We start from the raw sequence: 25895 nt of genomic DNA on the forward strand, positions 1-25895 counted from the left end.
TTTGAAAAAATTAACATATACTAAAATAAACAAAAAAGAGACTAAGCTTAAAGGTTTATATCTTTTTTTAATTTTAACCATTAATTTTACACTCTTACTAAATTTCTTAGGCGAAATTTTTAATGGTATATTTCAAATAGGTTTTACAGATGAGCTTGCAATACTATTTACCTATTTTTTGGGTTTTATACTTCTATTTGCTAAGAAAAAAATAATAATATACCAGCCAGAGTTTATCATTATAGGCGCTATCCTTAGCCTAGTGTATCTGCTTTTTTATTACAATACTTTCATTTCTTTTTTTTACGAGTACTATAAACTTTTTGTTTTTGCAGCTTTTATCCCATTAATGTCTAGTATTAATTATAATAATTTTAAAAAAATACTTACTGTCCTTAAAAAACTCTTTATTGGTGTACTTGGATTAAACTTGTTGTTCATCATACTCCAAATAGTTACAAACAATCAAGTTTTAGCCTGGGTGGGTTATAGCGAATTACGTGTAAGCGGTTGGGAGAAAGTTGGAAGATATACAGGATTATTTGATGTAGGCACCTTAGGCGCCACCGCTTTGATGATGTTAATTATAAATGAGTTGTCTGAAAAAAAAGATAAAGCTTATTTTATATTAATCGGTTTAAGCGTAATTTCAATACTTGCCTCTAGTTCTAAAACCAGTTATATAATATTTTTTGTTTGGATTTTAATCTACTTTAGAAAATACCTGATTAAGTATATTTTAAAAATCACCTTAGGTATAATACTGTTTTTAAGTATTGTAATTCCATACACCTATGAAGCCATACTTTCTAAAATTAAGCAATATGCTTATTTCATTGAAATGTTAGATATGCCGCATTTAATAAATTTAGGAGTGGTTGAAATGAGAGCTATGTTTTGGGCTCAAGCTATACATATATTTAAAAATAACCCTTTTGGGTTGGGTTTTGGTACTTTTGGAGATGCGTCCTCAAAGTATAACCCTGAAGCATATAAGATGTCTGCGAAATTATGGCCAGAAAGATATGTTTATTTATCGGATTCCTCTTTAGCTCATCTAATTGCTGAGCAAGGGGTAATCACGTTCATTTACCTTTTCCTAATTAGTGTTCCTTTTTTCAAGGCAAAAAAATGGTCTCATTTAGGATGGATGATGTTAGTATTTTATTTAATACAGATACCTTTTACAATGGGTTTTTCTGCGGGTACTTGGCCTTTTTTATTTGCTTTGGGTTATGCGATAATTTATTATGAAAATAAATTCAAAAAATATGATTAAGAAGTTTAATTACTTTTTTGTGATTTTTGTTCTAGCAATCATTAGTGTAATTAAATTTATTAATGATAATAGAAAGGATTATTTTTTCAGACATAGATTTGATCTAACTAATATAGAATATTTAGAAAGCTATACTGTTGAGGTTTTAGATTATTCTTACAACCAATTAACAATTAGTAATAATGATTTGAAACTAGAACCAAATCAGACATATGCATTAACTAATGCAGCTAATGAACAATTTATCTTTGCGTTTTCTTCCTCAGAAATAAAGGATAATAAGATATTTTTAAATAATCTTGTTTGGTATTTTAAAAAGCCTTTAGGAGATATTGAAAATGCTAAATTGTCTAAAATTAATTTGCCTACTAAAATAAAAGACGGAAGTGTTAAAGTAGCAATGTTAACTGGTCAATTTGGTTGTTGTATGATGCATGGAAAAAAGTTTAGGTACTTCTGGCAGGAAAAAAACCCGAATGTACAATTTAAAGGAACTGAAAAGGATGTTTATAGTTATTCATATTACGGTGGTGCTGCAGCTAACTCTTCCTCTCTATTAAAAGAATCTAGGGCCATAGAGCCAGCAGATGTTTACGTAATATGGACAGGAAGAAATGAGAAAAATAGTGATTTATTAGCTAATAATATTCAGCAAATACATAGAAATTTAAAAAGGATTAGTCCTGAAGCGGAAATAATTTTGATATACCCAAGTCCTAGTCCCGTTCCAGAATTAGATGAAAATATAAGCTTGAATGTTAAGTGTTTAGATGCCCTCGATTTAAAGGGTATTAAAAAAATAGATATCTACAGTTTATTTAAATCAAAAGAAAATTGGCAAAATTATTACTTTGATTATGAATATGCTTTATCAAAAAAGGCTTATTTGGAAATTGTTAATCTTTTGAATGATGAGATTTAATTTAGATGCTTTAGATTCTGCACGAATCTTTTTAATCACATTAATTGGTATTAGTCTACCTTATCACTCACCTCCACTAACATTAATAGCAATTTGCGTTGTTCTGGTTTTAGGAATTAAGGCAAATTTTAAAACGTTCTTTAATTTTGATAAATTATGGAGGACTTATCTAATTTTTGGAATAGTTTACCTGTTAAGTTGTTTAATAAGTAATTTAATAAATGATGAAGGTCTTACCAGCAAGCATCTTACTAAAAACTTCTTTTTCATCTTATTACCACTATCCTTAGGTGCAAATCGTGATATATTAAAATCATTAACCATTCGAAAGTTTTTTATATTTTTCTGTATTGCGACCATAGTTTTTGTAAGTGTAGCCTTAATAAAAACACTCTACTTATTTAAAATAGGTGTGGTTAATACAATATTTTATGAATCCATTGAACAAACAGCTAGGATTCATACCACCTATTTATCTTTATTGATTGTATTAAGTTTTCATTATTTACTAAATCAATATCTTTCATTAAATGCAAGAACTAATATTAAGTCAAGAATAATACTATTAGGTGTAATTTTCCTTTTTACGCTAAATTTTATTGTTTTAGCCAGAGTGGGCATTATAGCAATGGTATTTATTATATTATTTCATTTAATTTTTAATGCTCAAAATTCAAAATTTAAACTCTTTTTCACCACTTTAATTATTTTTGGAGTCATTGGAGCTGGATTTATAAAGTTTGGTTGGTCTGGTGAAAGAATTAAAAATTTATTCGAAGCAAATCAAAATAATAAATCAGACACCGCAAATAGAGTTATATTATGGACTAGTGCATTGGATGCATTCCAAAATAGTCCGAATAAATTGTTAGGAGCTGGTCTGGATAAAAGTCAAGTACTTTTAAATAATTCTTATCGGGCAAACAATTTCTTTGGCTATAAGTCCAATTACAATACACATAATCAATACCTACAAACTATGCTAGAAAATGGATGGATGGGTATATGTATTTTACTTTTTGCCATAATTTATGGCTTTATTAAAGCGATTAAACAAAAAAAATATCTTTTTTTAGGAGTTCTAATGATATTTTGTATTTTCTTTTTAACCGAATCAATTTTAGAAAGACAATTAGGCATTTTAAGCTTTTTAATTTTTCTGCCACTTAGCTATTTATATAAAAATGAAAATTAAGTTACTTTCTAATATGTATCCATCGGCAACAGACAAGCTATTTGGCGTGTTTGTTAAGAAAACGGTTTTTGCGCTCGAAGAAAATGCTGCTGTATTTACGCAAAAAATTGTCATCCGTGGAAAACGTAACTCAACAATTAAAAAATTGCTAACTTATACTAAATACTATATAAAAGCAATTTTTAGTGTTTTACATCGTGAACATGATTTAGTGTACATTCATTTTTTAACCCATAACTTAGCTTTAATACCTTGGTATAAATGGCTGCAGAAAAAGCCAATTGTGCTTAACTTACACGGCTCTGATATAAGTGCTATAAAACCCAATTCAATTTTAGACCATTGGCAAAATAATGTGCTAAAAAACATAGATGCCCTAGTGGTACCTTCATTATATTTTAAGCGGGTAGTACAAAAAAGATATCCAAGCCTTGATATACCATGCTTTATTTATCCTTCTGGCGGAATTAATACCGCTTTGTTTTATCCAGATGTTTCAAAGCGAAAAGCACTGCAAATGGCCTATGTTTCGCGAATAGATGAAGGCAAAGGATGGCAAGATTTTTTGGCCATTTATACTCAATTAAACAAAGCGGGAATAGCCATTAAGGCGGTTATTGCTGGAGATGGAAATCAAAAAAATATGCTGCTTGAAGCTATTGCAGAAAATCCTTTTAAAGAAGGGATTGACTTTAGAGGCTTTCAGGAAAAGGAAAAATTAGCCGAGATCTACCAACAAGCAGAACTTTTTATTTTTCCTACAGAACTCCCAGAAAGTTTGGGCTTGGTTGGTCTAGAAGCCATGGCTTGCAAAAGTATCTTATTTGCCAGAAATATAGGAGGAGCTACGGGTTATGTACAATCTGGAGTAAATGGTTTTTTATTTAATTCTGTGCCAGAGGCGGTGCAACAAATTAAAAATTACTTAGCTTTACCCATAGATAAACAAAACCAAATTCAGGAAAAAGCTTATGCTACTGCACAAACCTATGAAACTAAGCAGGTGGCAGCCAATTTATATGCTAACTTTAAAGAATTATGCTCCTAAAAATAAAGCTATTTTTTTACTATGCTCTAATACAGCATTTACCTCATTCTAGGTTGATTGGGTTTTGTAATAAAATTAGGGTAGCTTACGTTGCCAAAGTACTAAAGCTTATGCCATACGATAGCAGAACTAAATTAGAGCCCAATGTTTATCTTTCAAACACCTTAGGTACTCGAATAGGGGTGAATTGCAGAATTAACGAACATGTTTTCATACAACAAGCGATTATTGAAGATGAGGTCTTAATTGCTCCACATGTGGCTATACTAAGTACTTCACATCAACATCAAAGAACCGATATAAGTATTGTAAATCAAGGAGATACCAAGCCTCAACCACCAACTATAAGAAAAGGAGCTTGGTTAGGCCGAAACGTAGTTATTATGCCTGGTGTTGAGGTTGGAGAGGGCGCCATAGTAGGTGCAGGAGCGGTAGTAACCAAAGATGTGAAAGCTTTTACGGTGGTAGGTGGTGTACCAGCAAAATTGATTAAAACGAGAAAACAATAAACTTTTAAACTAGAAAATTATTTTTCATGAAAAGCCACTTTTGTATAATTTTTCTTTTTGCAATTTGTTTATTTACAGCTTGTTCTAGTAATAATGATAAACCATTCTACGATGAAAATCAGAAGATATTTCTTGTCGCAGGGCAAAGTAACGCAGCTGGTGTCGGAGATAAAGATATCTCTATTTTTCAACCTAATAAAGAGGTATATGAATATGATTCAGTAAAAGATACCATCAAAATACTGAAAGATCCTGTAGGCCAATATCACCTTAATTTTCAAGCGGCTCAAACAGGAAGTTTTATTCCAGCCCTAGCCTATACGTATAATGAAATAAGCAATCAAAAAGTATGTGTTGTTCAAGCGGCAAAAGGTGGTTCTTCTTTAACTGTTGAAGCAGAGGTGAACAATTGGGGCAATTGGAGTGAAAGTGGTAAATTATTTTCTTCTAGTATTTATAAAACTCAAAAAGCTTTACAGGTGTTAAAGCAGAGTAATATTCATGCTATTTTTTGGTGTCAGGGAGAGAATGATGCTCAAGCTGTCTACCAAAATAGCATTACAAAAAAATATTATAAGAATGCTTTAATTGAGTTGATTAATAGGTACCACAATCAATTTGGAGAGATACCCTTTGTATTTATAGAAACGGGTAGATTTAATGGGAATAATGCCAAAGATGAAGGATATAAAAAAGTAAGAGAAGCACAGAGAGAAGTTGCGTTAGAAATGGAACACGTCTATATTGGTTATAATGAAACTGAATTTTTTCCAGAAAGGGGCTGGTTAAAAGATATGGTGCATTACAACCAAGAAGCTTTAAATGATATCGGTAAAAAATTAGCTTACTTTTACACCGCTCTCGAATACTAAAATAGTAATGAAGCAAGACAAAAATAAAATATTAAAAGGCTTAACATTAATCTGTATCGTCGTAGCCACATTTTTTCTACCTATTAAAACCTCTATAAGTAATATAGGTTTAATTGGTTTGGTGGTCACCACCTTATTATCGTTTGCATTGCATGGCTTTCAGTTAAAGGGTAAATTGATCTATTTCTTCTTGTTTTCTCCTATGGTATTTTTTATACCGCTTTTATGGGGAGTAACTTATAGTCCGTTAAAACAAGAAGCTTTTCAAGAAATAAGCAAATATATATTCTTAGGCCTAACGCCCTTGTTTTTGTTTAGAAAAGATATACCCCCAAAATTATTCAGAAATTTTGCGGCTTATGGTTTACTTGCCGGTGCATTTATATCAGCTTTAGCTTTAATAGCGATTAATATATATCATTACAGTCAGTCAGATTATCCTTTACACTGGTTGCTCAACCATACATTTACCAACTTCAATTTTACCAAGCCTCTTCCTGATATGCATCCTATTTATATGGGTATGTATATGGCTATGGCCCTGAGTATCTTACTCTTTTCTAAAATCAAAATACCGCGTTTACTTAAATTCTTAGGCTTTTTAGTTTTTAGTTTATGTATTGTTTTTTTGGCTTCGCGTATTATTTATGGTGTATATGCCCTGCTAATTCTTTTGTATCTTATTCATAATCTTTCTTTTAAAACCTTTGCTGTGCTCATTACAGCAGCTGTTATTTTGTTAGCTTTTAGCTTGAGCCTACTGCAAAAAACCTACATCTATCATAAAACAGTTGACGGAACTTTCTGGGAGCTTCAAGAAAACGTAGGTACTTTTAACACTAACAATAAACAAAGGGTAGATTCTCGTTTTTCTAGATGGAAGGTCGCCCTAGAGCTTATACAAGATAAACCAATTTTGGGATATGGTGGGGGTACAGAAAATGAAGTTTTAATAGAGCAATACACCCAATACAATATGAGTAACTCTTTAGAGCGAGGTTACAATGCTCACAATCAATACATAGGCTATGTATTGCGTTTCGGAATTTTTAGTGTGCTTTTATTGCTTTTATATTTCTTTAAAAACGGTGTATCTGCTTTTAAACATCAAAACCTTTTATTTTTATGCTTTCTCACCATATTGTTTTGGTGCTTTATGGTCGAAAATATTTTAGATAGAAATATGGGTATTAATTTTGTCGCCCTTTTCGGGACACTCTTCTATGCAGAATTTTTGGCTAAAGCCGATAAAAAAGAAACGCATGAAAAAGTGGCTTAACCCAGATAAAAGCCAAGTGTTTTTTTGGTTCCTCTTTCTTTTTTTAGGAATTGAGGCGCTAAACAAATTGTATTATCATATTATCGAGGCTGAGTTTTATCTACAGAAGCTGGTCAAGTTATTGGCTTTTGCTTTTATGTTTTTGAGTTTATTATTTACCCGTACCCAACAACTTTTGGGTATTTTTTTACTGGTGCTATGGTTTGTTTTGGGACAATACTTTTTACCTCAAGCTTTCACTACATTGGCTATAATTGGTTTTGCTCGCTATTTGTTTTTCTTGATTTTATTGCTCTATTTTAAAGATTTAAGGTCTTTTGATAAACATAAAACCCGAAAAATAACAAGCTTCTGGGAGTTCTTTTTATGGTTGAACAACAGTCTTATAGTACTAGGGGCTCTTTTTCAATTAGAATGGTTTAAATCTTATGAAGGCGAGCGTTGGGGCTACAATGGTTTGGTTTGGGCTTCGGCAAATTCAACCTACCTGTATTTAAGCGCTTTGCTTTACTTTGTGTTTTATTATAAAAAGAAATTTTATTACCAACCTCTGTTTTGGTTTACCTTGGCTGCTTCTTTATTAATTGGCACCAAATCGGTTTACTTGGCCGTTTTTTTATTCAGCTTGGTGCTTTTGGTAAACGCAAAGATTAGTAAAAAATGGGTTTTAGGGAGCTTAAGTATAACCAGTATGCTTTTTTTGGTTGGAGTATACGTTTTATTCAATTATAGTCTTTTTGCCGAAATCAGCAAAGAAGAGGGCTGGTTAACGGCAGTACTTTCTTATAGAGATGATTTATTACTTACAGAAACCATTCCGTACATTCAAGAAAATTGGCGAAGCCTTCATTATTTTATTGGCGGACTTTCTAATCCGTTGCTGCGACCGCAATTAGAATTGATAGACTTATGGCTGTATTTTGGTATTCTAGGAGCGCCCTTGTATTTGTATCTCTTTTTTAGGTATTACTTCAATTTTAAACTAGCCCAGCAAGATAAACTATGGTTTGCGGTGCTTTTTGCGGTTCCTTTAATAACAGGTAATTTTTTCTATAATGCCTCTGTACCTATATATTTGTTGCTAATCAAGTTAGCTTATTTAAAAACACCCGATAAATTTTCGAATACTGGAGATAAGCCCTAATTTTGACGCTTTTATTTGCATATACCCTATGGCCCAACGCATTCAAATACTCAACACCCAGATAGACAACTTAAGCATGGCAGAAACCTTGCAACGTATAGAGCTGGCTATTGCACAAAATAACCCCCTGCATCACACGGTGGTAAATGCAGGGAAAATTGTGGCCATGCAAAAGAATGAGCAGCTGCGAAAAAGCGTAAACGAAGCCGATCTCATCAATGCCGATGGTCAAGCGGTTATCTGGGCAGCAAAACTTTTAAACCAGCCGTTAAAAGAGCGGGTGGCCGGCATAGATTTGTTTGATAATCTGGTTAAAATGGCACACCAAAAGGCTTATAGTGTTTACTTATTGGGCGCTCAAGAAGAGGTGGTATCCGCTTTAAGCGAAAAATTTAAACAAACCTACAATGCAAACGTGATTGCGGGATATAGAAATGGCTATTTTTCTCAAGAGCAAGAAAAACAAATTGTAGAAGATATCGTTAGCACTAAAGCAAAAATGCTGTTTGTTGCCATTAGCTCTCCCAAAAAAGAGATATTTTTGCATACCCATCGTGAGGCTTTAAAACAAATTCCCTTTATTATGGGGGTAGGCGGTAGTTTTGATGTATTAGCCGGCAAAACCAAAAGAGCTCCTAAATGGATGCAAAAAAGCGGTTTAGAGTGGTTTTACAGGTTTTTGCAAGAACCTAAACGTATGTGGAAACGCTATTTAATTGGCAATTCTAAATTTATTGGCCTGGTGGTAAAGGCTAAATTTAACTTTAATAAAAAGAATTCTTAAGATATGAAAATCAAAAATATTTGCTGTATAGGTGCGGGTTATGTAGGAGGGCCAACTATGGCCGTAATCGCACAAAAATGTCCAGCTATAAAGGTTACTGTAGTAGATATTAATGAACAAAGAATAGCCGCTTGGAATGATGAAGATTTGAGCAAATTGCCGGTATACGAGCCAGGATTAGATGAAATTGTAGCACAAGCTAGAGGCAAAAACCTCTTTTTTTCTACTCAGGTAGATGAGGCCATCGCTGCCGCGGATATGATTTTTATTTCGGTAAATACCCCTACCAAAACTTATGGTAAAGGTAAAGGTATGGCAGCCGATTTAAAGTATATCGAGCTTTGTGCACGCCAAATTGCTCGCGTAGCTACATCAGATAAAATTGTGGTAGAAAAATCAACCTTACCCGTGAGAACAGCATCGGCTATAAAAAGTATCTTAGACAATACGGGTAACGGTAGCTCGGTTAAGTTTCAAATCTTATCCAACCCAGAATTTTTAGCCGAAGGTACCGCTGTAAGCGATTTATTAAACCCAGATCGTGTGCTCATTGGCGGAGACAATACCACCGATGCAGGTAAAGAAGCCATCGAAGCTTTGGTTAGTGTTTACGGGCAGTGGGTGCCTCAAGAGCGCATCTTAACCACCAACGTATGGTCGTCTGAGCTTTCTAAACTTACCGCCAATGCGTTCTTGGCGCAACGCGTTTCTTCTATCAATGCCATGTCTGAGCTTTGCGAAAAGACCGAAGCCGATGTTAATGAAGTGGCACGTGCCATTGGTATGGATTCTCGCATTGGTGCAAAATTCTTAAAAGCCTCGGTAGGTTTTGGCGGGTCTTGCTTTCAAAAAGATATTTTAAACTTGGTTTATATTGCAAAAACCTACGGCTTAAACGAAGTAGCCGATTACTGGGAGCAAGTAATTCTTATGAACGATCATCAAAAAAGAAGGTTTGCCCACAATATCATCAGTACATTATTCAATACGGTATCAGGTAAAAAGATAGCTTTTTTGGGCTGGGCGTTTAAAAAAGATACCAACGATACTAGAGAGTCTGCCGCCATCTATGTGGCCGATGAGCTTCTTAATGAGCAAGCACAAATAGCAGTGTACGACCCCAAGGTGCAAACCCAGCAAATGTATACCGATTTAGATTACTTAAATACAAGACCTAGTGCCGCCAATCAAGCCGGTCTAACAGTTCATCAAAATCCGTATGAGGCTTGTAAAGACGCCCATGCTATTGCTATTTTAACCGAGTGGGACGAATTTAAAACATACGATTGGCAAAAAATTTATGACCAAATGCAAAAACCTGCTTTTATATTTGACGGTAGAGGAATTTTAAACCTTGAAGAATTAGAAAAAATTGGTTTTGTATGCTACCAGATAGGGAGTAGCGCGAAACAATTATAAAATAGACTTTTAAGCAAACAATTATGCCAAAGCAAAGAGTATTAATTACCGGTGCAGCTGGATTTTTAGGTTCGCATTTATGCGATAAGTTTATCCAAGAAGACTTTCACGTCATAGCAATGGATAACTTGATTACTGGCGATCTAAAGAATATAGAACACCTGTTTCATTTAGAGCAATTTGAGTTTTATCATCACGATGTTACCAAGTTTGTGCACGTTCCAGGAAACTTAGATTATATTTTACACTTTGCTAGTCCGGCTAGCCCCATAGATTACCTTAAAATTCCCATACAAACCCTTAAAGTAGGTTCTTTGGGTACGCATAATTTATTAGGCTTAGCTAAAGAGAAAAAAGCAAGAATATTAATTGCCAGTACCTCAGAAGTTTATGGCGACCCGTTGGTACATCCGCAAAACGAGTCTTATTATGGTAATGTTAGCACCATTGGTCCGCGTGGGGTGTATGACGAAGCCAAGCGTTTTCAAGAGTCAATTACAATGGCTTATCACCGTTTTCACGGACTAGAAACGCGTATTGTAAGAATATTTAATACCTATGGTCCGCGAATGCGACTCAACGATGGTAGAGTAATTCCTGCTTTTATTGGTCAAGCCCTACGAGGAGAAGATCTCACTGTTTTTGGCGATGGTTCGCAAACGCGTTCATTTTGCTATGTAAGCGATCAAATAGAAGGAATTTATAGGTTGTTGCTAAGCGATTATGTATACCCCGTTAATATTGGTAATCCACACGAAATAAGCATTAAAGATTTTGCCGAAGAGATTATTAAACTCACCGGCACTAAACAAAAAGTAATTTATAAAGAATTACCTCAAGATGATCCCATGCAACGCCAACCCGATATAAGCTGTGCGAAGAAAATATTAGGTTGGGAGCCACAGGTAAATCGAGCCGAAGGAATGAAGATTACCTATGATTTCTTCAAAGGTTTGTCGCAAGATGAACTCACCAAAAAAGAACACAAAGATTTTGCTAAACATATTCGTAAATAAAGGTATAAAAAATGAATAAAAGGCAAGGCAGATATTCACCTTATTTAAGGCCACTAACCTATATTATTGATGTGGGGTTTATTTTGGTCTTTGCCTTGATTTTTAAATTTCAAGCGATTGATTTTTTAAACTTTACGCTATTTGTTTCGGTGGGGTGGCTGCTATTATCTGTAAATACAGGTTTTTATGAAGTCTACCGTTTTACAAAGGGTTTTCGAATACTCTCCAAATCATTGGTGCAAATTGGTTTATTTTCTCTAATTGTTTTTTCCTTTTTTGGTTTTTTTGAAGACCTTTCCAGACCAAGAATGATAATTTTTGAGTATCTAGCTTGCTTATATCTTAGTATCATAAGCGTAAAATTACTGGTTTTTTACTTGCTTAAACGTTACCGAAAATTTTTAGGTGGCAATTATAGAACCACTGTAATTCTTGGTAAAAATAAGCATACACAAGCCTTAAAGAAATTCTTTACATCCAATCCTTCTTATGGCTACCATTGTAAAGGACTGCTACCTATTCAAGAAAAAGACAACTCGTTTGAAAAATGTTTAAAATTTATTATCGACAATAAGATCGATGAGATTTACTGTTCGGTAACCTCTTTAAGTAATCAACAAATCAATGAGTTGATAGATTTTGCCGATAACAATTTAAAACAGCTAAAATTTTTACCCGATAATAAAGACGTCTATACCCGTCAATTAAAAATGGATTATTATGGGTATTTGCCCATCCTGTCATTACGTGACATTCCATTACAAGAACCCTTTAACCAACTTTTAAAACGTGTTTTCGATATTGTTTTTTCTCTTTTCGTAATCGTTTTTTTACTGTCTTGGTTAACGCCTATTTTAGCCATTTTTATCAAGTTAGGCTCAAAAGGACCAGTGTTTTTTAGGCAAAAACGCAACGGACTTAACTATAAAGAGTTTAACTGTTATAAATTCAGGTCGATGCGTGAAAATCCGCAAGCCGATTTACATCAGGTAAAACGCGGTGATAAACGCATTACGAGGGTGGGTAAGTTTTTACGAAAAACCAGTATGGATGAACTGCCCCAGTTCTACAATGTGCTTTTAGGCGATATGTCTGTAGTGGGACCACGTCCTCATATGGTGAGCCATACGCATATGTATGCAGAGCGAATAGATAAATTTATGGTGAGACACTTTATAAAGCCAGGTATAACAGGCTTGGCTCAAACCAGTGGTTTTAGAGGTGAAGTAGAAACCGAGAACGATATCATTAACCGTGTGAGATATGATATTTTTTATCTAGAAAATTGGTCACTTTTATTAGATCTTAAGATTATTTTTCAAACGGTTTATAATGCTATTCGAGGTGAAGATAAAGCCTACTAAATAAGCTTATAATAGTTGAACTAGCGCATCCAGTTGAAGCTCTAGGTTAAAATGTTGAGCGGCGCTTTCGCGGATTTTTTCACTCATTTGTTTAAGCTCATTCTTTTTTAAATCTACAAGTAAGCGATTTAATGCTTGAAAGTCTCCCGGCTCAACCACATAACCCAATTGATAGTCTTGCACCACCTGCTCTCCTTCGCCACCGGCAAAATAAAGCATAGGTAGACCGCCTAATGCCATTTCATAAATTTTACTAGGTGTAGAGCCATAAATGGCACGGGTAAGCGGCACAATGGCTAAATCATAACTGCCAAGTTGCTTTAATAAATGCTTGCGAGATACCTCACCGTGGTAAAAGATAGGTTTGTCGCTATTTATTAAATAATCTTGCAAAGCCTGCTGCTCTGCACCGGCACCATAAATATGCAATTCGTGATTACCCAGCTCAATATTTTTGCAAAGTTTTACAATCCCTTGTGCAATCCCCAGCAATCCTGCGTAAACAAGTTTTATGGGTTGTTCGACATCCGATTCATCGCTATCAAAATTCAACCGACTAGCTTGTGGTAAATTGCGGTATAAAAAGGTTTGCTGTTTTGGGTTTACCTCAAGCACTCGCGCAATAATTTCTTTTGATTGCCCTAAAACCAGGTGCGCTTTCTTGTAAATATAGCGCTCTAAACGCTCTAGTAATGTATACATTCGGCCTTTTTGAAGAGCACCCAATTCTAGACCTGCACTAGGCCAAAGATCAGAAACATTTAAAATCAACTTACGTTTGTTCCGATTAAAGAAAAACAATGCCGATGCCGATAGAATCAGCGGCGGACTTTGAATAATAATTTTTTGAGCAAACTTTCCTGAATGTAGAAGCCTATAAACTCCTAAGCTAAATGAAAAAGAAAGCATAGCGAAAAGCCGTTTAAACTTTCGATTGGAATTGCTCGGGAAAATATACAATCGGGTAACGTGTATACCTTCATAATGCTCGGTGTGCATTAATTTTCCTCTATAACCTTCAAAGATTCTACCTTTTGGATAATTAGGAAGCGGACAAATAACCCGTACAGAATAGCCCCTTTTTTGAAGCCCGAGAGCTAGTTGGGCTATCCGATTGGAAGCCGCACCAGTTTCTGGCGGAAAATAATTGGTGATAAGGGTTATTGCTTTCATACCAAAGATTCAAATTGCTTTAATTTGCCGCTTTTTTTTCGTTTTAAGAATTTTACGCGTTTTAAATTAAGGCGGAGTCCTTTTTCCAAGTATTTTTCGACGGCTTGCTTGATTTGATTTTGTTTTTCAATAGAAATATCCGCAACAGCGGCATAGGTAATTTCAAAGGTATCGGGGTGGGTTTGCTGTATAACAAATTCCTTTACATTGGTATCGTCTTCAATTATACTTTTGGTTACATAATAAAATGTGAGTCCGGGTACCACTTTACCACTTGGCAAACGGGCAATATCATTTGTTCGTCCTACTAGACGTTCTAAATAAGCTTTTTTAGCATTGCTTTTTGGTGAAAGCACACCAATATCGCCTAAATCGTACCTGATGAACGGGTGGGCCTTATTGAATAATGAACTTACAATAATGCGTCCTTCTTGGCCTGGAGGTAAAATGGCACCATTTTCATCTACAATTTCAATATACAGCGTTTCGGTGTTTAACACCCATTGTGACTCCTGGTTTTGAAAAGCTATTAAATCGAGTTCGCTAGCACCATATTCGTTCACTACGGGTACACCAAATTGATTCTCCAGTAATTGCTTGGTTTCGGGAAAAAGCATTTCACTGGTAACAATGCACACTTTTAAACTGGGACAAACCTTTTTTAATACGATATTTTTTTTTGCTAGGTATTTTGCAAACAGTTCGATAGAGCTAGTGTAACCGTTAATATAATCAAATGCTTTGCTATAAAACTTTGCAAGAAATTCAGCTAACTTCTCTTCGTTTAAATCGAAAATAGGAAAGCGGTAGCGATTGGCGAACTTGTCTTTAATACGCTCTTTATAATATCCCATTTTCTCCAAAGGAATGCCGTAAAAACGGGCTTGTAACGATGTATTAAAATCTAGACCAAACCAACCAAAACGATTAAAAATAATTGCCCAAGTCATAGCATGACAAAATTTATCTTTAGCAAAAACAAAGGGATGGCCACTAGATCCTGAGGTTTTATTGATGTATACATTTCTGGTGGTATAGGCTGTGCTAAGTCGCTCTTTTAGTGGGCGTTGTAAATCGGTTTTGGTTAAAATGGGCACATCTTCCCATCGATTTATCTTGTGCCTAGCAGTGTGTTCTTGATAAAAAGGAGTATGTTGTAGATGATACTTTAAAATAGCTTGTTTTTGCTTTTCAAGAAATGATTCGTACTCTTCTTCTGGTATAGACTGAATATAATTTAAGTGTTTTTGAGCCTGCTCAATTGGAAATCCTTTAACTTTTAATATGGCGTCAAACCAGTTCAAACTACTTATTTTTTAGAAAAACATTAGGGCGTCAATTTACAAACAATTATTTTTGATGCCACACACAAAAACAAACAAAATGAATATTTTAATAATTGGTTCTGGAGGAAGGGAGCACGCGTTTGCATATCAAATAGCAAAAAGCAAATTATGCGATCAGCTTTTCGTCGCACCAGGAAACGCCGGAACAGCCAAAATTGCTACCAATGTTGCCTTAAATGTAAATGATTTTGAAGCGGTTAAAGATTTGGTTTTAAGCAAAGACATTCAGTTGGTCGTTGTTGGACCAGAAGACCCATTGGTAAATGGTATTTATGACTTCTTTAAAGAAGATACGGCTTTGCGCGATATTCTTTTTGTGGGTCCGTCAAAAAAAGGAGCTCTATTGGAGGGGAGTAAAGAACGCGCCAAAGAGTTTATGGCTATGCACAATATACCCACCGCAGCTTACCAAAGCTTTACAAGTGAAAGCCTGGCGGCAGGGAAGCAGTTTTTAACCGAATTGGATGCGCCTTATGTTTTAAAAGCAGATGGTTTAGCAGCTGGTAAGGGAGTTTTGATTTTAGACGATTTGCAAGATGCTCAAGATGAACTAGAGAACATGTTAAGTGGTAAGTTTGGGCAAGCTAGTGAAACCGTGGTTATTGAAGAATTTCTGTCGGGTATAGAATTAAGTGTGTTTGTTTTGACAGATGGTAAAGATTATAAAATATTGCCTACTGCAAAAGATTATAAGCGTATTGGAGAAGGAGATACTGGTCTTAATACCGGTGGTATGGGAGCTATTTCTCCTGTTCCTTTTGCCGATGATGCTTTTATGCAAAAAATAGAAGAGCGTATTGTTAAACCAACCGTAGAAGGTATTAAGAAAGAAAACATAGCCTATACAGGTTTTATTTTTATAGGACTAATAAAAGTAGGAGATGAGCCTTTTGTAATTGAATATAATGTGCGTATGGGTGATCCCGAAACCGAAGTGGTACTCCCCCGAATAAACACAGATCTTGTTGAGTTGTTGCAAGCTGCCGCTAAGCAAGAATTAAAAGATATTGAATTAGAGGTGAACCCAGATACAGCAGCTACGGTTATGCTGGTTTCAGGTGGGTATCCCGAAGCTTATGAAAAAGGAAAAGTAATTACAGGAATTGATGAGGTAAAAGAATCAATTGTATTTCACGCCGGCACTAAAATGAGCAAAGATGAACTGCAAACCAATGGTGGCCGCGTGATCGCTTTAACTTCATTTGGAGAGAACTTTAATGCAGCACTAAAAAAATCTTACCAAAGTGCACAAAAACTACACTTTGATAAGATGTATTATAGAAAAGATTTAGGGAAAGACCTCAATTAATATTGAGCGTCTTTTCCTAAAAAAGAATGCGCTTTAACGCTGCGGTCTTCGGTATCATTTTGGTTAAATTTCTTTAATTGCATCATCCAGTAACCAAAGGCCACGGCGGCTATAAGCATAAATAACCAGTTTACTCCATTCGCTAAAAACCAATTTTCTAATTCTAAATCGGCTAAAGCATAAAAAGGAAGAAACAATACGTCTTCAAATAAAGAAGCTATAAATTGAAAAAAATCTTTCATCGTAAAAATTGTTGTATTACTTTATACAAAAGTACTAAAATTAGCCATGTTAACAAGCTTTTTTAAAAATTCTAAACCCATAAACTTTCTGGTTTTATTGGTGTTGCTTTTGGGGCAATATTTAGCAGCACAAAAACATGAAATGGAGGGAAGCCAAACCTGGCTGAACTATTTATTGCCAGTAGTTGGTTTTTTAGGATTGGTAGTTGCTTTTTTATACCTGAATGCAGTGGTGAAAACCAAGGCATTTGCACAAAAAAACACCTACGCCGTACTTATTTTTGTACTCGGGATAGCCTGTTTTTATCCCATCTTTAACGATCATCAAGCTTTACTGGCTTATGGTTTTTGGATGATTGCTTTACGTATTTTATTTGGCATGCAAGATGTGCAGCATTTTGGTAAGAAGCTATTCGATTTGTCATTTTTTCTAGTCATTGCGGCAACTTTTAATCCACAGCTTTATGTTTATTTACTTTTTGCTTATTTGAGTATTCTGTTTTTTAGTCCGAATCAAATTACCCATTATTTTATTCCAATCTTGGCTTGCTTAGCGGTCTGGCTAATTGTATTGGCCATTTCTTTGTTGGGGTATGATGATACCCGATTGCTATTGTGGCCGGAATGGACTATCAATTTTGAGTGGAAGAATGATTTAAACTTTATCTTTCCACTGGGTTTGATGGGTTTTTTACTATTGCTAGGATTTTTTGGCCTGCTCGCTGCCATACAGAAGAGTCAGAGTAGTCAAAAAATATATTATCGATTGGTCTTATTGCTTTTGATGTTTGGTGGATTTATAGCGGTTTTCCAAGAGCAATTTCTTATCCAGAACTTTATTTATTTGTTTTTACCCTTGGTTTTAATGGCATCAATTTGGGTTACCCAAACAAAAACCAAGTGGAAAAGTGAAAGTGTGCTCCTTTTTTTAACTATATTAGGCTTGGCTTATAATTTCTTTATATGATCGACGAGGCTTTCATTGCCGAGCAGTTAAAAAATCGATGGGATTACCCCTACCAGTGGTTACGCAAACAAAATGACCACTGGGACGCCATGACTAATTTTATTTATAAAACACCAGTTTGGCAGGAGCTTATAGAGCTTATAAAACTTAGTGTAGACGCTTATGAGGTGGATAAGCGCGAGTTGTTTTACTACGCCGCTAATCGCTGGTATAATTTCTGGAGTGCAATGCTAGTAGAACGCTTATTTTGCCAATCAGAATTTGTAGTTCCAGCATTAAATCACAAAAACAGATTGGTCGATTTTAGCCTTTACGGAATAGATTTTGACCACAAAACCAGTATTTTTCCTAAAAAATACAAATCTACCTTGTATTACGCCCAAAAGCATAAAGCAGATTTAATTTATTGGCTGTACCAAAATCAAAGTCAGCAACAGCGAAAACATCTTGCCAACCGATTGTTTATAGTAGTGCATAATCAAGATGGTGAACACTGGAAACTCAAAGCTGATTTACCTAAACTTAAAAAAGCAGTTTTTAAGTACTTAAGTACATTCTCAAAAGAGAACTTAGTATTGGTAGACCTGGAAAACCATAAAGCTTGGTCCGATATTATTTGGGTTACGGAATAAACTATCCCATAGGCTAGAGCCAAATAGGTAGAGTGTAGCGCTTACCGAATTTAGTTTTTCAGCGAGTAACCTGCTAAAACTTACCTTAGCAATGCTGTTTTTTTATTAGCAAAAAAATATCTGAAGCATCTGTATTACTAATTTAGTGTTTAAATATACATACTCCCAGTCAAACCAATACTAAAGCCGTACTGGCTCAAGGCTCATTCTATATTGAATCTATGGCGAATGTACCTTTTTCCACTATTTAGTGGACTCATGGTAGGTCTCACTGTGGACTCACTGTGGACTCAGTACGGGTTTTCTTAGTAGTTGGTATGTTGTCTGCTGGCTTTAAATATCCAGCAAAATAGCAACCATACCATTATTTGGTAATTCAAGCAGTTTCCTCAAACAACAAATGGTAAAAATTCTATTTGAAGAAAATAGTTCAACTACAATTAGTTAAATAATATGATTCCGAATTTGAACTGGGTAGGGCATTAAGATTAAACAAAACAATTTCTGGTTTAAACCCAAGTTTTAGAATTGATCGGGTATTTTTGCATTTAAATTTTTGATGCGTGAATTACATCGGTTCTAAAAATAGACTCTCTGCTTGGATAGTAGAGCAGGTTAAAAATACAGTTGAAGGTCCAATAGATGATATGATACTCTGCGATTTGTTTGCGGGTACAGGAAGGGTAGGACGTAGCTTTAAACCTTTGGTAAAACAAATTATTGCCAATGATGTAGAATATTACAGCTATGTTTTGCTGCAAAATTATATTGGCAACCATCAAGAAATTCCGCGAAAGCGTGAACTAATTGAAAGCTTACAGCAGGCGACTCCAGTAAATGGATTTATTGCCGAAGAATATGGAGAAAGTGGTTCGGGTAATCGGTTGTTTTTTACGCAGTCAAACGCACAAAAAATAGATGGTATGCGGCTGCAACTTCAGCAATTAGAGTCGCAATTAGATGCTTCTACCTATTTCTTTTTATTAGCGAGTTTGCTAGAAAGTGCAGATAAAGTAGCCAATACGGCATCGGTGTATGGTGCTTTTCTCAAAAAAATTAAAAAATCGGCTGCCAAGCCTTTGGTTCTAGAACCAGCAGATTTTGATAAAACAACCCGGCAACATCTGGTATTTCAAGAAGATGCCAATGTTTTGATTAAGCGAATTTCTGGCGATATTTTGTATTTAGATCCGCCTTATAATGCGCGGCAATATGGGGCCAATTACCACTTGCTTAACACCATTGCTCGCTATGATCGCTTTGAGCCGAAAGGCAAGACCGGGCTACGAGAATACTACAAATCGAATTACTGTAAGAAATCAAAGGTAGCGCAAGAGTTTGAAGCCTTAATAGCACAAGCCAACTTCAACTACATCTTTTTAAGTTATAATAATGAAGGCCTTATGCCCAGCGATCAGGTAAAAGAGATTATGCAAAAGTACGGCACCTATCGTTTGGTTGCCAAACAATACCAACGCTTTAAAGCCGATAAAACGCAAAACAGAAATCATAAAGCTACCGCAACTGAAGAATACCTGCATATTTTGATAAAATAAATCCTGATAAATTGGCGGTAGGGGCTTTTCATTAAAATAGCAGTAGGTTTGTTAAATATTGCGTATTTTTGCGCTTTTAATAAAAGTAAAAACTTAGAATATGTTTTCAGACAAAGCCAACGCTATTTTTCAGGAAGTTATAGAGAAATACCACGAGATAAATACTGTAGATCAACCATTTGCCAACCCATATGATGAAAAAGAGGATTTGCTAGCACATTTGTTATACCGCAAATGTTGGATAGATACGGTACAGTGGCATTATGAAGACATTATTCGCGATCCGGAAATTGACCCCGTTTCTGCCTTAAAACTAAAAAGACAAATAGATGCCTCTAACCAAGATCGTACCGATATGGTAGAGTATATCGATTCTTACTTCTTAGAAAAATACAAGGAAGTAACCCCTAAACCAGATGCCACGATTAATACCGAGAGTCCGGCTTGGGGTGTAGATCGCTTGTCTATTTTAGCCTTAAAAATTTATCATATGAATGAGGAAGCTAATCGTACAGACGCTTCACAAGAGCATCAAATGGCTTGTAAGGCAAAATTAGATGTGCTTCTAGAGCAACGGGTAGATTTGTCTACAGCCATCAACCAACTTTTGACTGATATCGAAAAAGGCGACAAGTATATGAAGGTATACAAACAAATGAAAATGTACAATGACGAGGAGTTAAACCCGGTCTTGCGCGGTAAAAAGTAAAGCTGCAATTCCGTTTTCACGGATTTAATCAGTTCTACAAAAAATATTTTGAGCAAAGAAAAGCATATATTGGTTTTGCGGCTTTCGGCCATGGGAGATGTTGCTATGAGTGTGCCGGTTTTGGGTAGATTGCTGCAGCAGTACCCAGAGGTAAGACTTAGCGTGGTTACTAAAAGCTTTTTTGCCCCAATTTTTAATCAGCTGCCGCGTACACAAGTTATTGCTGCAAAAGTTGAGCAAGAGCACAAAGGTATTTTAGGTTTGAGACGTTTGGCTAAGCAGTTAAAAGAGCTTAAGCCTTATGCTGTAGCCGATTTACACCAAGTACTGCGAACGCAGATTATAGGTTTTTTTTTAAAAACTTACGGAATAAAAGTAGCTAGAATTGATAAAGGCAGGGCAGAGAAGAAAAAGCTAACCCAACACCAAGAAAAACAGATTAAGCCCCTAAAAACAACGCATCAGCGTTATGCCGATGTTTTTGCAGATCTGGGTTTCCCTATCGACTTAAATACCGATTTACCAGTAATAAAACCAAGTCTATCTGCTGCTGCACAAGAATATTTCAGCGAAAGCGATAAAAAGGTGATTGGTGTGGCTCCATTTGCAGCTCACCAGGCCAAGATGTACCCTATACATTTAATGCGTGAATTATTGCTTAAAATAGCAAAAACCAATCGGTTTAGCGTTTTACTTTTTGGAGGGGGTAAGAAGGAAATTGAGCAACTTGACCAATGGGAAAAAGAAATACCAAACACAATAAATTTGGCAGGAAAACAGGTTTTTACCGAAGAATTAGCCATTATAGCGCATTTAGATGCTATGCTTGCGATGGATAGTGGTAATGGTCATTTAGCAGCGCTCTATCAAGTGCCAGTAATCACGCTTTGGGGCGCTACTCATCCTTTCGCCGGATTTGCACCATTTAAACAAACTGAGCAACTTCAGTTTACTCCTAGCTTAAAAAAGTATCCGCTCTTGCCTACATCTATTTACGGAAATAAAATATTGCCGGGCTATGAGCAGGTCATGCACGGTATTGATCAAAACCAATTAATTAAAACACTGCACCAAGTGGTAAAGCTAAACTAATGGATTTTTCAAACCCAATTTTAACCTATTTAATAATTGGCATTTCTGTACTTTACATCGCCTTTAACCTTTGGCGTTATAAAGAATTAGATGCCAATCAAAAACGACGCTTGACTATCATAAGCGTAGTATTTGTTCTCTATGTAATTGCGAAATTTTATCGTGTTTTACTCTAATAATGTATGTTGATATTTTAAAATAAACAATGATGAATATAATTTCTTCAACAACAATTTCACTTTTTTTACTTTTCTATGTATTCTGTCTTGGAGTTAGTTTATATTTTATTCTTAAAAACGAAAAGAATAGTATTGCTAAAGTACTTTGGGTTTTGGTGGCGCTGATGTTTCCTATTTTAGGAAGCCTTATTTATTTTGGCAATTTGGCTTTAAATAAGAAGGCTAAACCTCTTGAAGCATAAAAGCGGCAAGAAATGAACACCGAACATCAATTTGAATCATAAAAAATAGGCTACCTTCTTTTAGGTAGCCTCATTTTTATGATTTAATCACCACTATTAAACATCATCAAAATCTATAATGATTTTGGCTGTGGTAGGGTGGGCTTGACAAGTTAAGGTAAGGCCTTCTTCGATTTCTTCATCGGTGAGAATTTGATTTTTCATCATTTCTGCCTTTCCTTCTTTTATTCGTGCGATGCAACTACTACAAATTCCACCTTGGCAAGAATAAGGCGCATCGATATCTTCATCTAAAGCGGCATCGAGAATACTTTCTTTTTGGTCCATTTCAAACTCAAACTCCTCATCATCTACAATAACCTTTATTTTGGTTTTACCTTCTAAGTTGGCTTCAATTTCACCGGTTTCGGTAGAGGTAAAGAGTTCAAAATGAATGCGTTCTTCTTCAATTTCATGTTCTAATAAGACGCCTTTAACCAAATCGATCATGGGCTCTGGACCACACAGATAAATATCTTTAAACTGGTGGTTTTTAAATTTGTTATTCAGTATGTAATTAACGGTACTGCGTTCTATTCGACCAAAAAATGAATCTTTGTCTTTGGCTTGACTGTAAACAAACTCGATAAAAACCCGATCGGGGAACTCTTGCTGAATGGCCAACAGCTCTTTAAAATAGATGGTTTCTTGCGGGGTTTTATTCCCGTAAACCAACACAAACTTACTGTGAGCTTCTTTTTTAAGTACACTCTTTAAAATAGAAATAACGGGAGTAATTCCGCTTCCAGCGACAAAAGCAGCATACTCGTTTGGTTTATCATCGGTAGGGGGATGGTAGACAAATTTACCTTCTGGCGGAAAAACATCTAACACATCACCTTCTTGAAGTTCTCTGTTGGCATAAGTAGAAAATAAACCGCCGGCTACTTCTTTTACACTCACCTTAATATAATCTCTCCCGGGCACAGAGGCAATAGAGTAGGACCTTCTAATCTCTTGCCCATCAAACTCTTTTTTTATGGTGATGTATTGCCCCGATTCAAAGTAAAAAACATTTTTTAAGGCTTCGGGAATCTCAAAAACAAGACTCACGGCTCGGGGTGTTTCTCTAATGATTTCTTTTACAGGTAGCGAATGAAAGTTTTTCACGATATTCTATTTTTTCCGTAAAAATACAATATACATTGGCTTAATAAACCTAAAGCAATCAAAATTTTATACCTAAGTAACTTAGGTATGTAATAATTTTATATTTTTGTAATTCAAGTTAATTGGTTTTATGAGTAACTCTAAGCTATATAAAGGCAGTTTGTCAACCATCATTTTAAAGCTCTTAGCCGATGAAGGCAAGATGTATGGGTATGAAATTACTCAAAAAGTAAAACAACTTACACAAGATGAATTGCAAATTAAAGAAGGAGCGCTTTACCCGGCTTTGCATAAGTTGGAAGCAGATGGTTTACTTGATATAGAGGTGAAAAAGGTGGATAATCGTTTGCGAAAATACTATAAACTCACCGAAAAAGGAACTCAAGAAAGTATTGGCAAATTAGCCGAATTAGAACGATACTTATCAACCATGCAGGCTTTACTATTGCCCAAAACCAAATTGAGTTCTTAATGCCTTTAAATTTAGAGCAAATACAATTTATAGACCGCTACCTCAAGAATTCTGGGATGCTTTATGATGATGTGCGTGCAGAGTATGTAGATCATATTTCCAGTGCGCTTGAAGCGGAAGAAGAAAGCGATTCATTCGATTTTTATAACCACTTTAAAAATTACATGATCAAACATAAAACTGATTTGCTTAAGCGTTATGAAAAATCTGAAACGCGTGCTTTTTGGTTAATTTTAAGCCAGTTATTAAAAAAGGCATTTAACGTAAGGGTCATATTGGTGAGCGCAGTAGTTTATGCGTTTAGTTATTTTGGGATACATTACACCATAAAACAGTATCTGATTCTCCCGATATTACTGTTGGCTTTATTTTCTGTTTTTTGGATGATCTGGGGTAGAAAAAACATCGGTAAAAAAACATTGTATCAGTATAAGTTAATGATGCTAATCTTCGCTTTTGATTATTTTTCGCTTCAATTTTTCAACTCTAATACCAGCAATTGGAACCTTTACTTATTGGGTTTTTATATTTGGTTTAATGTTTCAGGATTATATCTCTACTACCAACAAACGCAACGTATGAAATTTATAGAAAGCGTATCATGAAAAAGCTAAGTGCCGCACATATCGAGCAGCTTTATGCCTTTACCCGAGCACACTTTGTCGATTATTACGATGTGCAAACCGAGCTCGTTGATCATTTGGCCAATGGAATAGAAGCGCAATGGGCAGCAAACCCTGACTTAGATTTCGAGCAGGCTTTAGATATAGAGTTTAAGAAATTTGGGGTGATGGGTTTTGCCGAAATTGTGCAGGAAACCCAGAATCATTATACGCAAAAATTCAATAAGCTACAGCAACAAGGTTTTTTAAAATTTATGCAAATTAAGGTCGTACTACTGCTTAACATTATGCTGAGTGGTTTTGCTTTAATTTTTACACACTGGTTAGAATATATATTGTTATTAATGCTAGTGCCTATAGTATTATTGTTTACTTTTTTGGGGTTTTTATACAATCAAAATAAAATCATTCAACATAAAAAACTAGTTAAGCAACAAGATAAATTAGCCTGCTTACAAGTGCTTTTAACCCATCGTGTAAGCGCATTCAGTTGGTTGCATAGTTTGTTATTTGGAATTATAGGGGCTTATAATTTTTTCTCTGGCCTATGGGTGACCCAATTAGGGTGGATTGTTAGTATACAGCTCTTTTTTTGGTTGTATTATCGTCATTTTTACTGGTATAAAATAGCGAATAAACATACGCTTGAACTTAGTTCGCTTTTAAATTTGAAAAAGGTATGAAGAAGCTAAGTGCAACACATATCGAGCAGCTTTATGCGTTTACCCGAGCACACTTTGTCGAATATTACGATGTGCAAACCGAGCTCGTTGATCATTTGGCCAATGGCATAGAAGCGCAATGGGCAGCAAATCCTGACTTAGATTTCGAGCAGGCTTTAGATATAGAGTTTAAGAAATTTGGGGTTTTTGGCTTTCTAGAGGTGGTAGAAGAACGCGAAAAACAAATGAGCAAACGATATTGGAAATTGATCAGGAATGAAGTTTATCAATTTTGTAAAATTCCAAAGGTTTGGGTTAGTATGGCGTTATTCCTCTTTATATTCACCATGCTTTTTCAATTGCCTTATGGTTTCTACGGGGTAGCCACCTTTTTAGCCTTAGAATTCTTTTTATATGTTTTTCTGCTAGGGAAACGCTCACGTCAATTAAAGAAAAATCAATCCGCTAAGCAACCATTGCTTCTAGAGGTGATTATTAATAGAAGCGGACAAATAGGGTCTTTTAGTTACATATGGTTTTATCAATTTCTGATTGTAGATGCTCAGGTTTTCTCTAACTTATATGTAGCTCTCGCAACATCGCTAATTATAAGTCTTGTATCCTTATTGCATTATATTGTTCTGGTGATAATCCCCAAGCAGAAAAATAAAATCTTACGCGAAGTTTATCCAGAAATCGTTTAGAAAATTG

Annotated in this window: 28 protein-coding genes; 24 read left to right on the top strand and 4 right to left on the bottom strand. The window is 35.3% G+C overall.

All coding sequences use genetic code 11. The annotated features are described in order from the left end of the window. Position 1 precedes the first annotated feature (1 nt). From ACFSQ0_RS09215 to ACFSQ0_RS09270, 12 genes are all read left to right on the top strand, one after another. Positions 2-1279: an O-antigen ligase family protein gene (locus ACFSQ0_RS09215; RefSeq protein WP_379047285.1), complete on the top strand. Its 1278-nt coding sequence runs from the start codon at positions 2-4 to the stop codon at positions 1277-1279. Then, positions 1272-2201 carry a hypothetical protein gene (locus ACFSQ0_RS09220; RefSeq protein ID WP_379047288.1) on the top strand — a complete coding sequence of 310 codons (930 nt, stop codon included), beginning with the start codon at positions 1272-1274 and terminating at the stop codon, positions 2199-2201. Before ACFSQ0_RS09215 ends, ACFSQ0_RS09220 begins: the two co-directional genes overlap by 8 nt. Continuing rightward, complete coding sequence (locus ACFSQ0_RS09225) at positions 2188-3396, top strand: O-antigen ligase family protein (protein ID WP_379047291.1); 1209 nt, start codon at positions 2188-2190, stop codon at positions 3394-3396. Before ACFSQ0_RS09220 ends, ACFSQ0_RS09225 begins: the two co-directional genes overlap by 14 nt. Beyond that, positions 3386-4444, top strand: a complete 1059-nt coding sequence (locus ACFSQ0_RS09230; RefSeq protein ID WP_379047294.1) for a glycosyltransferase family 4 protein — start codon at positions 3386-3388, stop codon at positions 4442-4444. Before ACFSQ0_RS09225 ends, ACFSQ0_RS09230 begins: the two co-directional genes overlap by 11 nt. Positions 4445-4554: 110 nt before the next feature. Further along, the gene (locus ACFSQ0_RS09235; RefSeq protein WP_379047297.1) at positions 4555-4953 is read left to right on the top strand and encodes an acyltransferase; all 399 of its coding nucleotides are present in this window, start codon (positions 4555-4557) and stop codon (positions 4951-4953) included. Positions 4954-4979: 26 nt separating this feature from the next. Then, on the top strand, positions 4980-5825 hold the full coding sequence (locus ACFSQ0_RS09240; RefSeq protein ID WP_379047300.1) for a sialate O-acetylesterase: 846 nt from the start codon (positions 4980-4982) through the stop codon (positions 5823-5825). 7 nt (positions 5826-5832) lie between these two features. Beyond that, complete coding sequence (locus ACFSQ0_RS09245) at positions 5833-7104, top strand: O-antigen ligase family protein (protein WP_379047303.1); 1272 nt, start codon at positions 5833-5835, stop codon at positions 7102-7104. Beyond that, complete coding sequence (locus ACFSQ0_RS09250; protein WP_379047306.1) at positions 7088-8248, top strand: hypothetical protein; 1161 nt, start codon at positions 7088-7090, stop codon at positions 8246-8248. Before ACFSQ0_RS09245 ends, ACFSQ0_RS09250 begins: the two co-directional genes overlap by 17 nt. A 28-nt stretch (positions 8249-8276) precedes the next feature. After that, a complete protein-coding gene (locus ACFSQ0_RS09255; protein WP_379047308.1) occupies positions 8277-9032 on the top strand; it encodes a WecB/TagA/CpsF family glycosyltransferase in 756 nt (251 codons plus the stop codon). Between the two features lie 3 nt (positions 9033-9035). Next, positions 9036-10451, top strand: a complete 1416-nt coding sequence (locus ACFSQ0_RS09260) for a UDP-glucose 6-dehydrogenase (protein WP_379047311.1) — start codon at positions 9036-9038, stop codon at positions 10449-10451. A 23-nt stretch (positions 10452-10474) separates the two neighbouring features. Next, on the top strand, positions 10475-11467 hold the full coding sequence (locus tag ACFSQ0_RS09265; protein WP_379047314.1) for a UDP-glucuronic acid decarboxylase family protein: 993 nt from the start codon (positions 10475-10477) through the stop codon (positions 11465-11467). Between the two features lie 11 nt (positions 11468-11478). Beyond that, positions 11479-12831, top strand: a complete 1353-nt coding sequence (locus ACFSQ0_RS09270; protein WP_379047317.1) for an undecaprenyl-phosphate glucose phosphotransferase — start codon at positions 11479-11481, stop codon at positions 12829-12831. Positions 12832-12837: 6 nt separating this feature from the next. On the opposite strand, the gene ACFSQ0_RS09275 is transcribed toward ACFSQ0_RS09270, so the two are convergent. Together ACFSQ0_RS09275 and ACFSQ0_RS09280 are read right to left on the bottom strand one after the other, a co-directional pair. Then, entirely contained in the window at positions 12838-14004 is a 1167-nt protein-coding gene (locus ACFSQ0_RS09275; protein ID WP_379047320.1) for a glycosyltransferase family 4 protein, read from the bottom strand. Continuing rightward, positions 14001-15308 (bottom strand): phenylacetate--CoA ligase family protein, encoded by a 1308-nt coding sequence (locus ACFSQ0_RS09280; protein ID WP_379047323.1) that lies wholly within the window; start codon positions 15306-15308, stop codon positions 14001-14003. Before ACFSQ0_RS09280 ends, ACFSQ0_RS09275 begins: the two co-directional genes overlap by 4 nt. Before the next feature lie 79 nt (positions 15309-15387). On the opposite strand from ACFSQ0_RS09280, the gene purD reads away from it, so the two are divergent. Beyond that, complete coding sequence (gene purD, locus ACFSQ0_RS09285; protein ID WP_379047326.1) at positions 15388-16659, top strand: phosphoribosylamine--glycine ligase; 1272 nt, start codon at positions 15388-15390, stop codon at positions 16657-16659. On the opposite strand, the gene ACFSQ0_RS09290 is transcribed toward purD, so the two are convergent. Continuing rightward, positions 16656-16901, bottom strand: coding sequence for a DUF6341 family protein (locus tag ACFSQ0_RS09290; RefSeq protein ID WP_379047329.1), 246 nt, complete (start codon positions 16899-16901; stop codon positions 16656-16658). The two genes, purD and ACFSQ0_RS09290, sit on opposite strands and share 4 nt — an antisense overlap. Before the next feature lie 46 nt (positions 16902-16947). Here ACFSQ0_RS09290 and ACFSQ0_RS09295 point away from each other — a divergent pair, with 46 nt between their 5' ends. The 7 genes from ACFSQ0_RS09295 to ACFSQ0_RS09325 all read left to right on the top strand — a co-directional run bounded on the left by ACFSQ0_RS09295 (position 16948) and on the right by ACFSQ0_RS09325 (position 22278). Beyond that, positions 16948-17868: a DUF6427 family protein gene (locus ACFSQ0_RS09295; RefSeq protein WP_379047331.1), complete on the top strand. Its 921-nt coding sequence runs from the start codon at positions 16948-16950 to the stop codon at positions 17866-17868. Next, complete coding sequence (locus ACFSQ0_RS09300) at positions 17865-18500, top strand: hypothetical protein (RefSeq protein ID WP_379047334.1); 636 nt, start codon at positions 17865-17867, stop codon at positions 18498-18500. Before ACFSQ0_RS09295 ends, ACFSQ0_RS09300 begins: the two co-directional genes overlap by 4 nt. A 563-nt stretch (positions 18501-19063) precedes the next feature. Continuing rightward, complete coding sequence (locus ACFSQ0_RS09305) at positions 19064-20056, top strand: DNA adenine methylase (RefSeq protein ID WP_379047337.1); 993 nt, start codon at positions 19064-19066, stop codon at positions 20054-20056. Between the two features lie 100 nt (positions 20057-20156). After that, positions 20157-20765, top strand: coding sequence for a DUF4254 domain-containing protein (locus ACFSQ0_RS09310; protein WP_379047340.1), 609 nt, complete (start codon positions 20157-20159; stop codon positions 20763-20765). Positions 20766-20813: 48 nt separating this feature from the next. After that, a complete protein-coding gene (locus tag ACFSQ0_RS09315) occupies positions 20814-21857 on the top strand; it encodes a glycosyltransferase family 9 protein (RefSeq protein ID WP_379047343.1) in 1044 nt (347 codons plus the stop codon). Next, complete coding sequence (locus tag ACFSQ0_RS09320; protein ID WP_379047346.1) at positions 21857-22033, top strand: hypothetical protein; 177 nt, start codon at positions 21857-21859, stop codon at positions 22031-22033. Before ACFSQ0_RS09315 ends, ACFSQ0_RS09320 begins: the two co-directional genes overlap by 1 nt. 29 nt (positions 22034-22062) lie before the next feature. Next, positions 22063-22278 carry a PLDc N-terminal domain-containing protein gene (locus tag ACFSQ0_RS09325; protein ID WP_379047349.1) on the top strand — a complete coding sequence of 72 codons (216 nt, stop codon included), beginning with the start codon at positions 22063-22065 and terminating at the stop codon, positions 22276-22278. Between the two features lie 96 nt (positions 22279-22374). Here ACFSQ0_RS09325 and ACFSQ0_RS09330 read toward each other — a convergent pair whose 3' ends face one another. Further along, a complete protein-coding gene (locus ACFSQ0_RS09330) occupies positions 22375-23427 on the bottom strand; it encodes a 2Fe-2S iron-sulfur cluster-binding protein (RefSeq protein WP_379047352.1) in 1053 nt (350 codons plus the stop codon). Positions 23428-23557: 130 nt separating this feature from the next. Between ACFSQ0_RS09330 and ACFSQ0_RS09335 the strand changes: the two genes are divergently transcribed. The 4 genes from ACFSQ0_RS09335 to ACFSQ0_RS09350 are packed head-to-tail and all read left to right on the top strand — an operon-like array spanning position 23558 to position 25888. Beyond that, positions 23558-23899, top strand: a complete 342-nt coding sequence (locus tag ACFSQ0_RS09335) for a PadR family transcriptional regulator (RefSeq protein ID WP_147861794.1) — start codon at positions 23558-23560, stop codon at positions 23897-23899. Continuing rightward, positions 23899-24504 carry a hypothetical protein gene (locus tag ACFSQ0_RS09340; protein ID WP_379047356.1) on the top strand — a complete coding sequence of 202 codons (606 nt, stop codon included), beginning with the start codon at positions 23899-23901 and terminating at the stop codon, positions 24502-24504. The genes ACFSQ0_RS09335 and ACFSQ0_RS09340 overlap by 1 nt, the downstream gene beginning before the upstream one ends. After that, positions 24501-25205, top strand: a complete 705-nt coding sequence (locus ACFSQ0_RS09345) for a hypothetical protein (RefSeq protein ID WP_379047359.1) — start codon at positions 24501-24503, stop codon at positions 25203-25205. Before ACFSQ0_RS09340 ends, ACFSQ0_RS09345 begins: the two co-directional genes overlap by 4 nt. After that, positions 25202-25888: a hypothetical protein gene (locus ACFSQ0_RS09350; RefSeq protein ID WP_379047362.1), complete on the top strand. Its 687-nt coding sequence runs from the start codon at positions 25202-25204 to the stop codon at positions 25886-25888. Before ACFSQ0_RS09345 ends, ACFSQ0_RS09350 begins: the two co-directional genes overlap by 4 nt. Positions 25889-25895: the final 7 nt, after the last annotated feature.

Source organism: Mesonia sediminis (assembly GCF_042684705.1).
In the GTDB taxonomy this organism is placed as follows: Bacteria; Bacteroidota; Bacteroidia; order Flavobacteriales; family Flavobacteriaceae; genus Mesonia; species Mesonia sediminis.

Bases quoted from the DNA above. Each gene is read 5' to 3' on its own strand.
- ACFSQ0_RS09310 (WP_379047340.1), top strand. From the start codon at position 20,157: ATGTTTTCAGACAAAGCCAACGCTATTTTTCAGGAAGTTATAGAGAAA.
- ACFSQ0_RS09290 (WP_379047329.1), bottom strand. From the start codon at position 16,901: ATGAAAGATTTTTTTCAATTTATAGCTTCTTTATTTGAAGACGTATTG.
- purD (WP_379047326.1), top strand. From the start codon at position 15,388: ATGAATATTTTAATAATTGGTTCTGGAGGAAGGGAGCACGCGTTTGCA.
- ACFSQ0_RS09345 (WP_379047359.1), top strand. From the start codon at position 24,501: ATGAAAAAGCTAAGTGCCGCACATATCGAGCAGCTTTATGCCTTTACC.
- ACFSQ0_RS09235 (WP_379047297.1), top strand. From the start codon at position 4,555: ATGCCATACGATAGCAGAACTAAATTAGAGCCCAATGTTTATCTTTCA.
- ACFSQ0_RS09250 (WP_379047306.1), top strand. From the start codon at position 7,088: ATGAAAAAGTGGCTTAACCCAGATAAAAGCCAAGTGTTTTTTTGGTTC.
- ACFSQ0_RS09230 (WP_379047294.1), top strand. From the start codon at position 3,386: ATGAAAATTAAGTTACTTTCTAATATGTATCCATCGGCAACAGACAAG.
- ACFSQ0_RS09320 (WP_379047346.1), top strand. From the start codon at position 21,857: ATGGATTTTTCAAACCCAATTTTAACCTATTTAATAATTGGCATTTCT.
- ACFSQ0_RS09335 (WP_147861794.1), top strand. From the start codon at position 23,558: ATGAGTAACTCTAAGCTATATAAAGGCAGTTTGTCAACCATCATTTTA.
- ACFSQ0_RS09300 (WP_379047334.1), top strand. From the start codon at position 17,865: ATGATCGACGAGGCTTTCATTGCCGAGCAGTTAAAAAATCGATGGGAT.
- ACFSQ0_RS09270 (WP_379047317.1), top strand. From the start codon at position 11,479: ATGAATAAAAGGCAAGGCAGATATTCACCTTATTTAAGGCCACTAACC.
- ACFSQ0_RS09245 (WP_379047303.1), top strand. From the start codon at position 5,833: ATGAAGCAAGACAAAAATAAAATATTAAAAGGCTTAACATTAATCTGT.
- ACFSQ0_RS09225 (WP_379047291.1), top strand. From the start codon at position 2,188: ATGATGAGATTTAATTTAGATGCTTTAGATTCTGCACGAATCTTTTTA.
- ACFSQ0_RS09295 (WP_379047331.1), top strand. From the start codon at position 16,948: ATGTTAACAAGCTTTTTTAAAAATTCTAAACCCATAAACTTTCTGGTT.
- ACFSQ0_RS09275 (WP_379047320.1), bottom strand. From the start codon at position 14,004: ATGAAAGCAATAACCCTTATCACCAATTATTTTCCGCCAGAAACTGGT.
- ACFSQ0_RS09240 (WP_379047300.1), top strand. From the start codon at position 4,980: ATGAAAAGCCACTTTTGTATAATTTTTCTTTTTGCAATTTGTTTATTT.
- ACFSQ0_RS09325 (WP_379047349.1), top strand. From the start codon at position 22,063: ATGATGAATATAATTTCTTCAACAACAATTTCACTTTTTTTACTTTTC.
- ACFSQ0_RS09340 (WP_379047356.1), top strand. From the start codon at position 23,899: ATGCCTTTAAATTTAGAGCAAATACAATTTATAGACCGCTACCTCAAG.
- ACFSQ0_RS09265 (WP_379047314.1), top strand. From the start codon at position 10,475: ATGCCAAAGCAAAGAGTATTAATTACCGGTGCAGCTGGATTTTTAGGT.
- ACFSQ0_RS09220 (WP_379047288.1), top strand. From the start codon at position 1,272: ATGATTAAGAAGTTTAATTACTTTTTTGTGATTTTTGTTCTAGCAATC.
- ACFSQ0_RS09350 (WP_379047362.1), top strand. From the start codon at position 25,202: ATGAAGAAGCTAAGTGCAACACATATCGAGCAGCTTTATGCGTTTACC.
- ACFSQ0_RS09255 (WP_379047308.1), top strand. From the start codon at position 8,277: ATGGCCCAACGCATTCAAATACTCAACACCCAGATAGACAACTTAAGC.
- ACFSQ0_RS09260 (WP_379047311.1), top strand. From the start codon at position 9,036: ATGAAAATCAAAAATATTTGCTGTATAGGTGCGGGTTATGTAGGAGGG.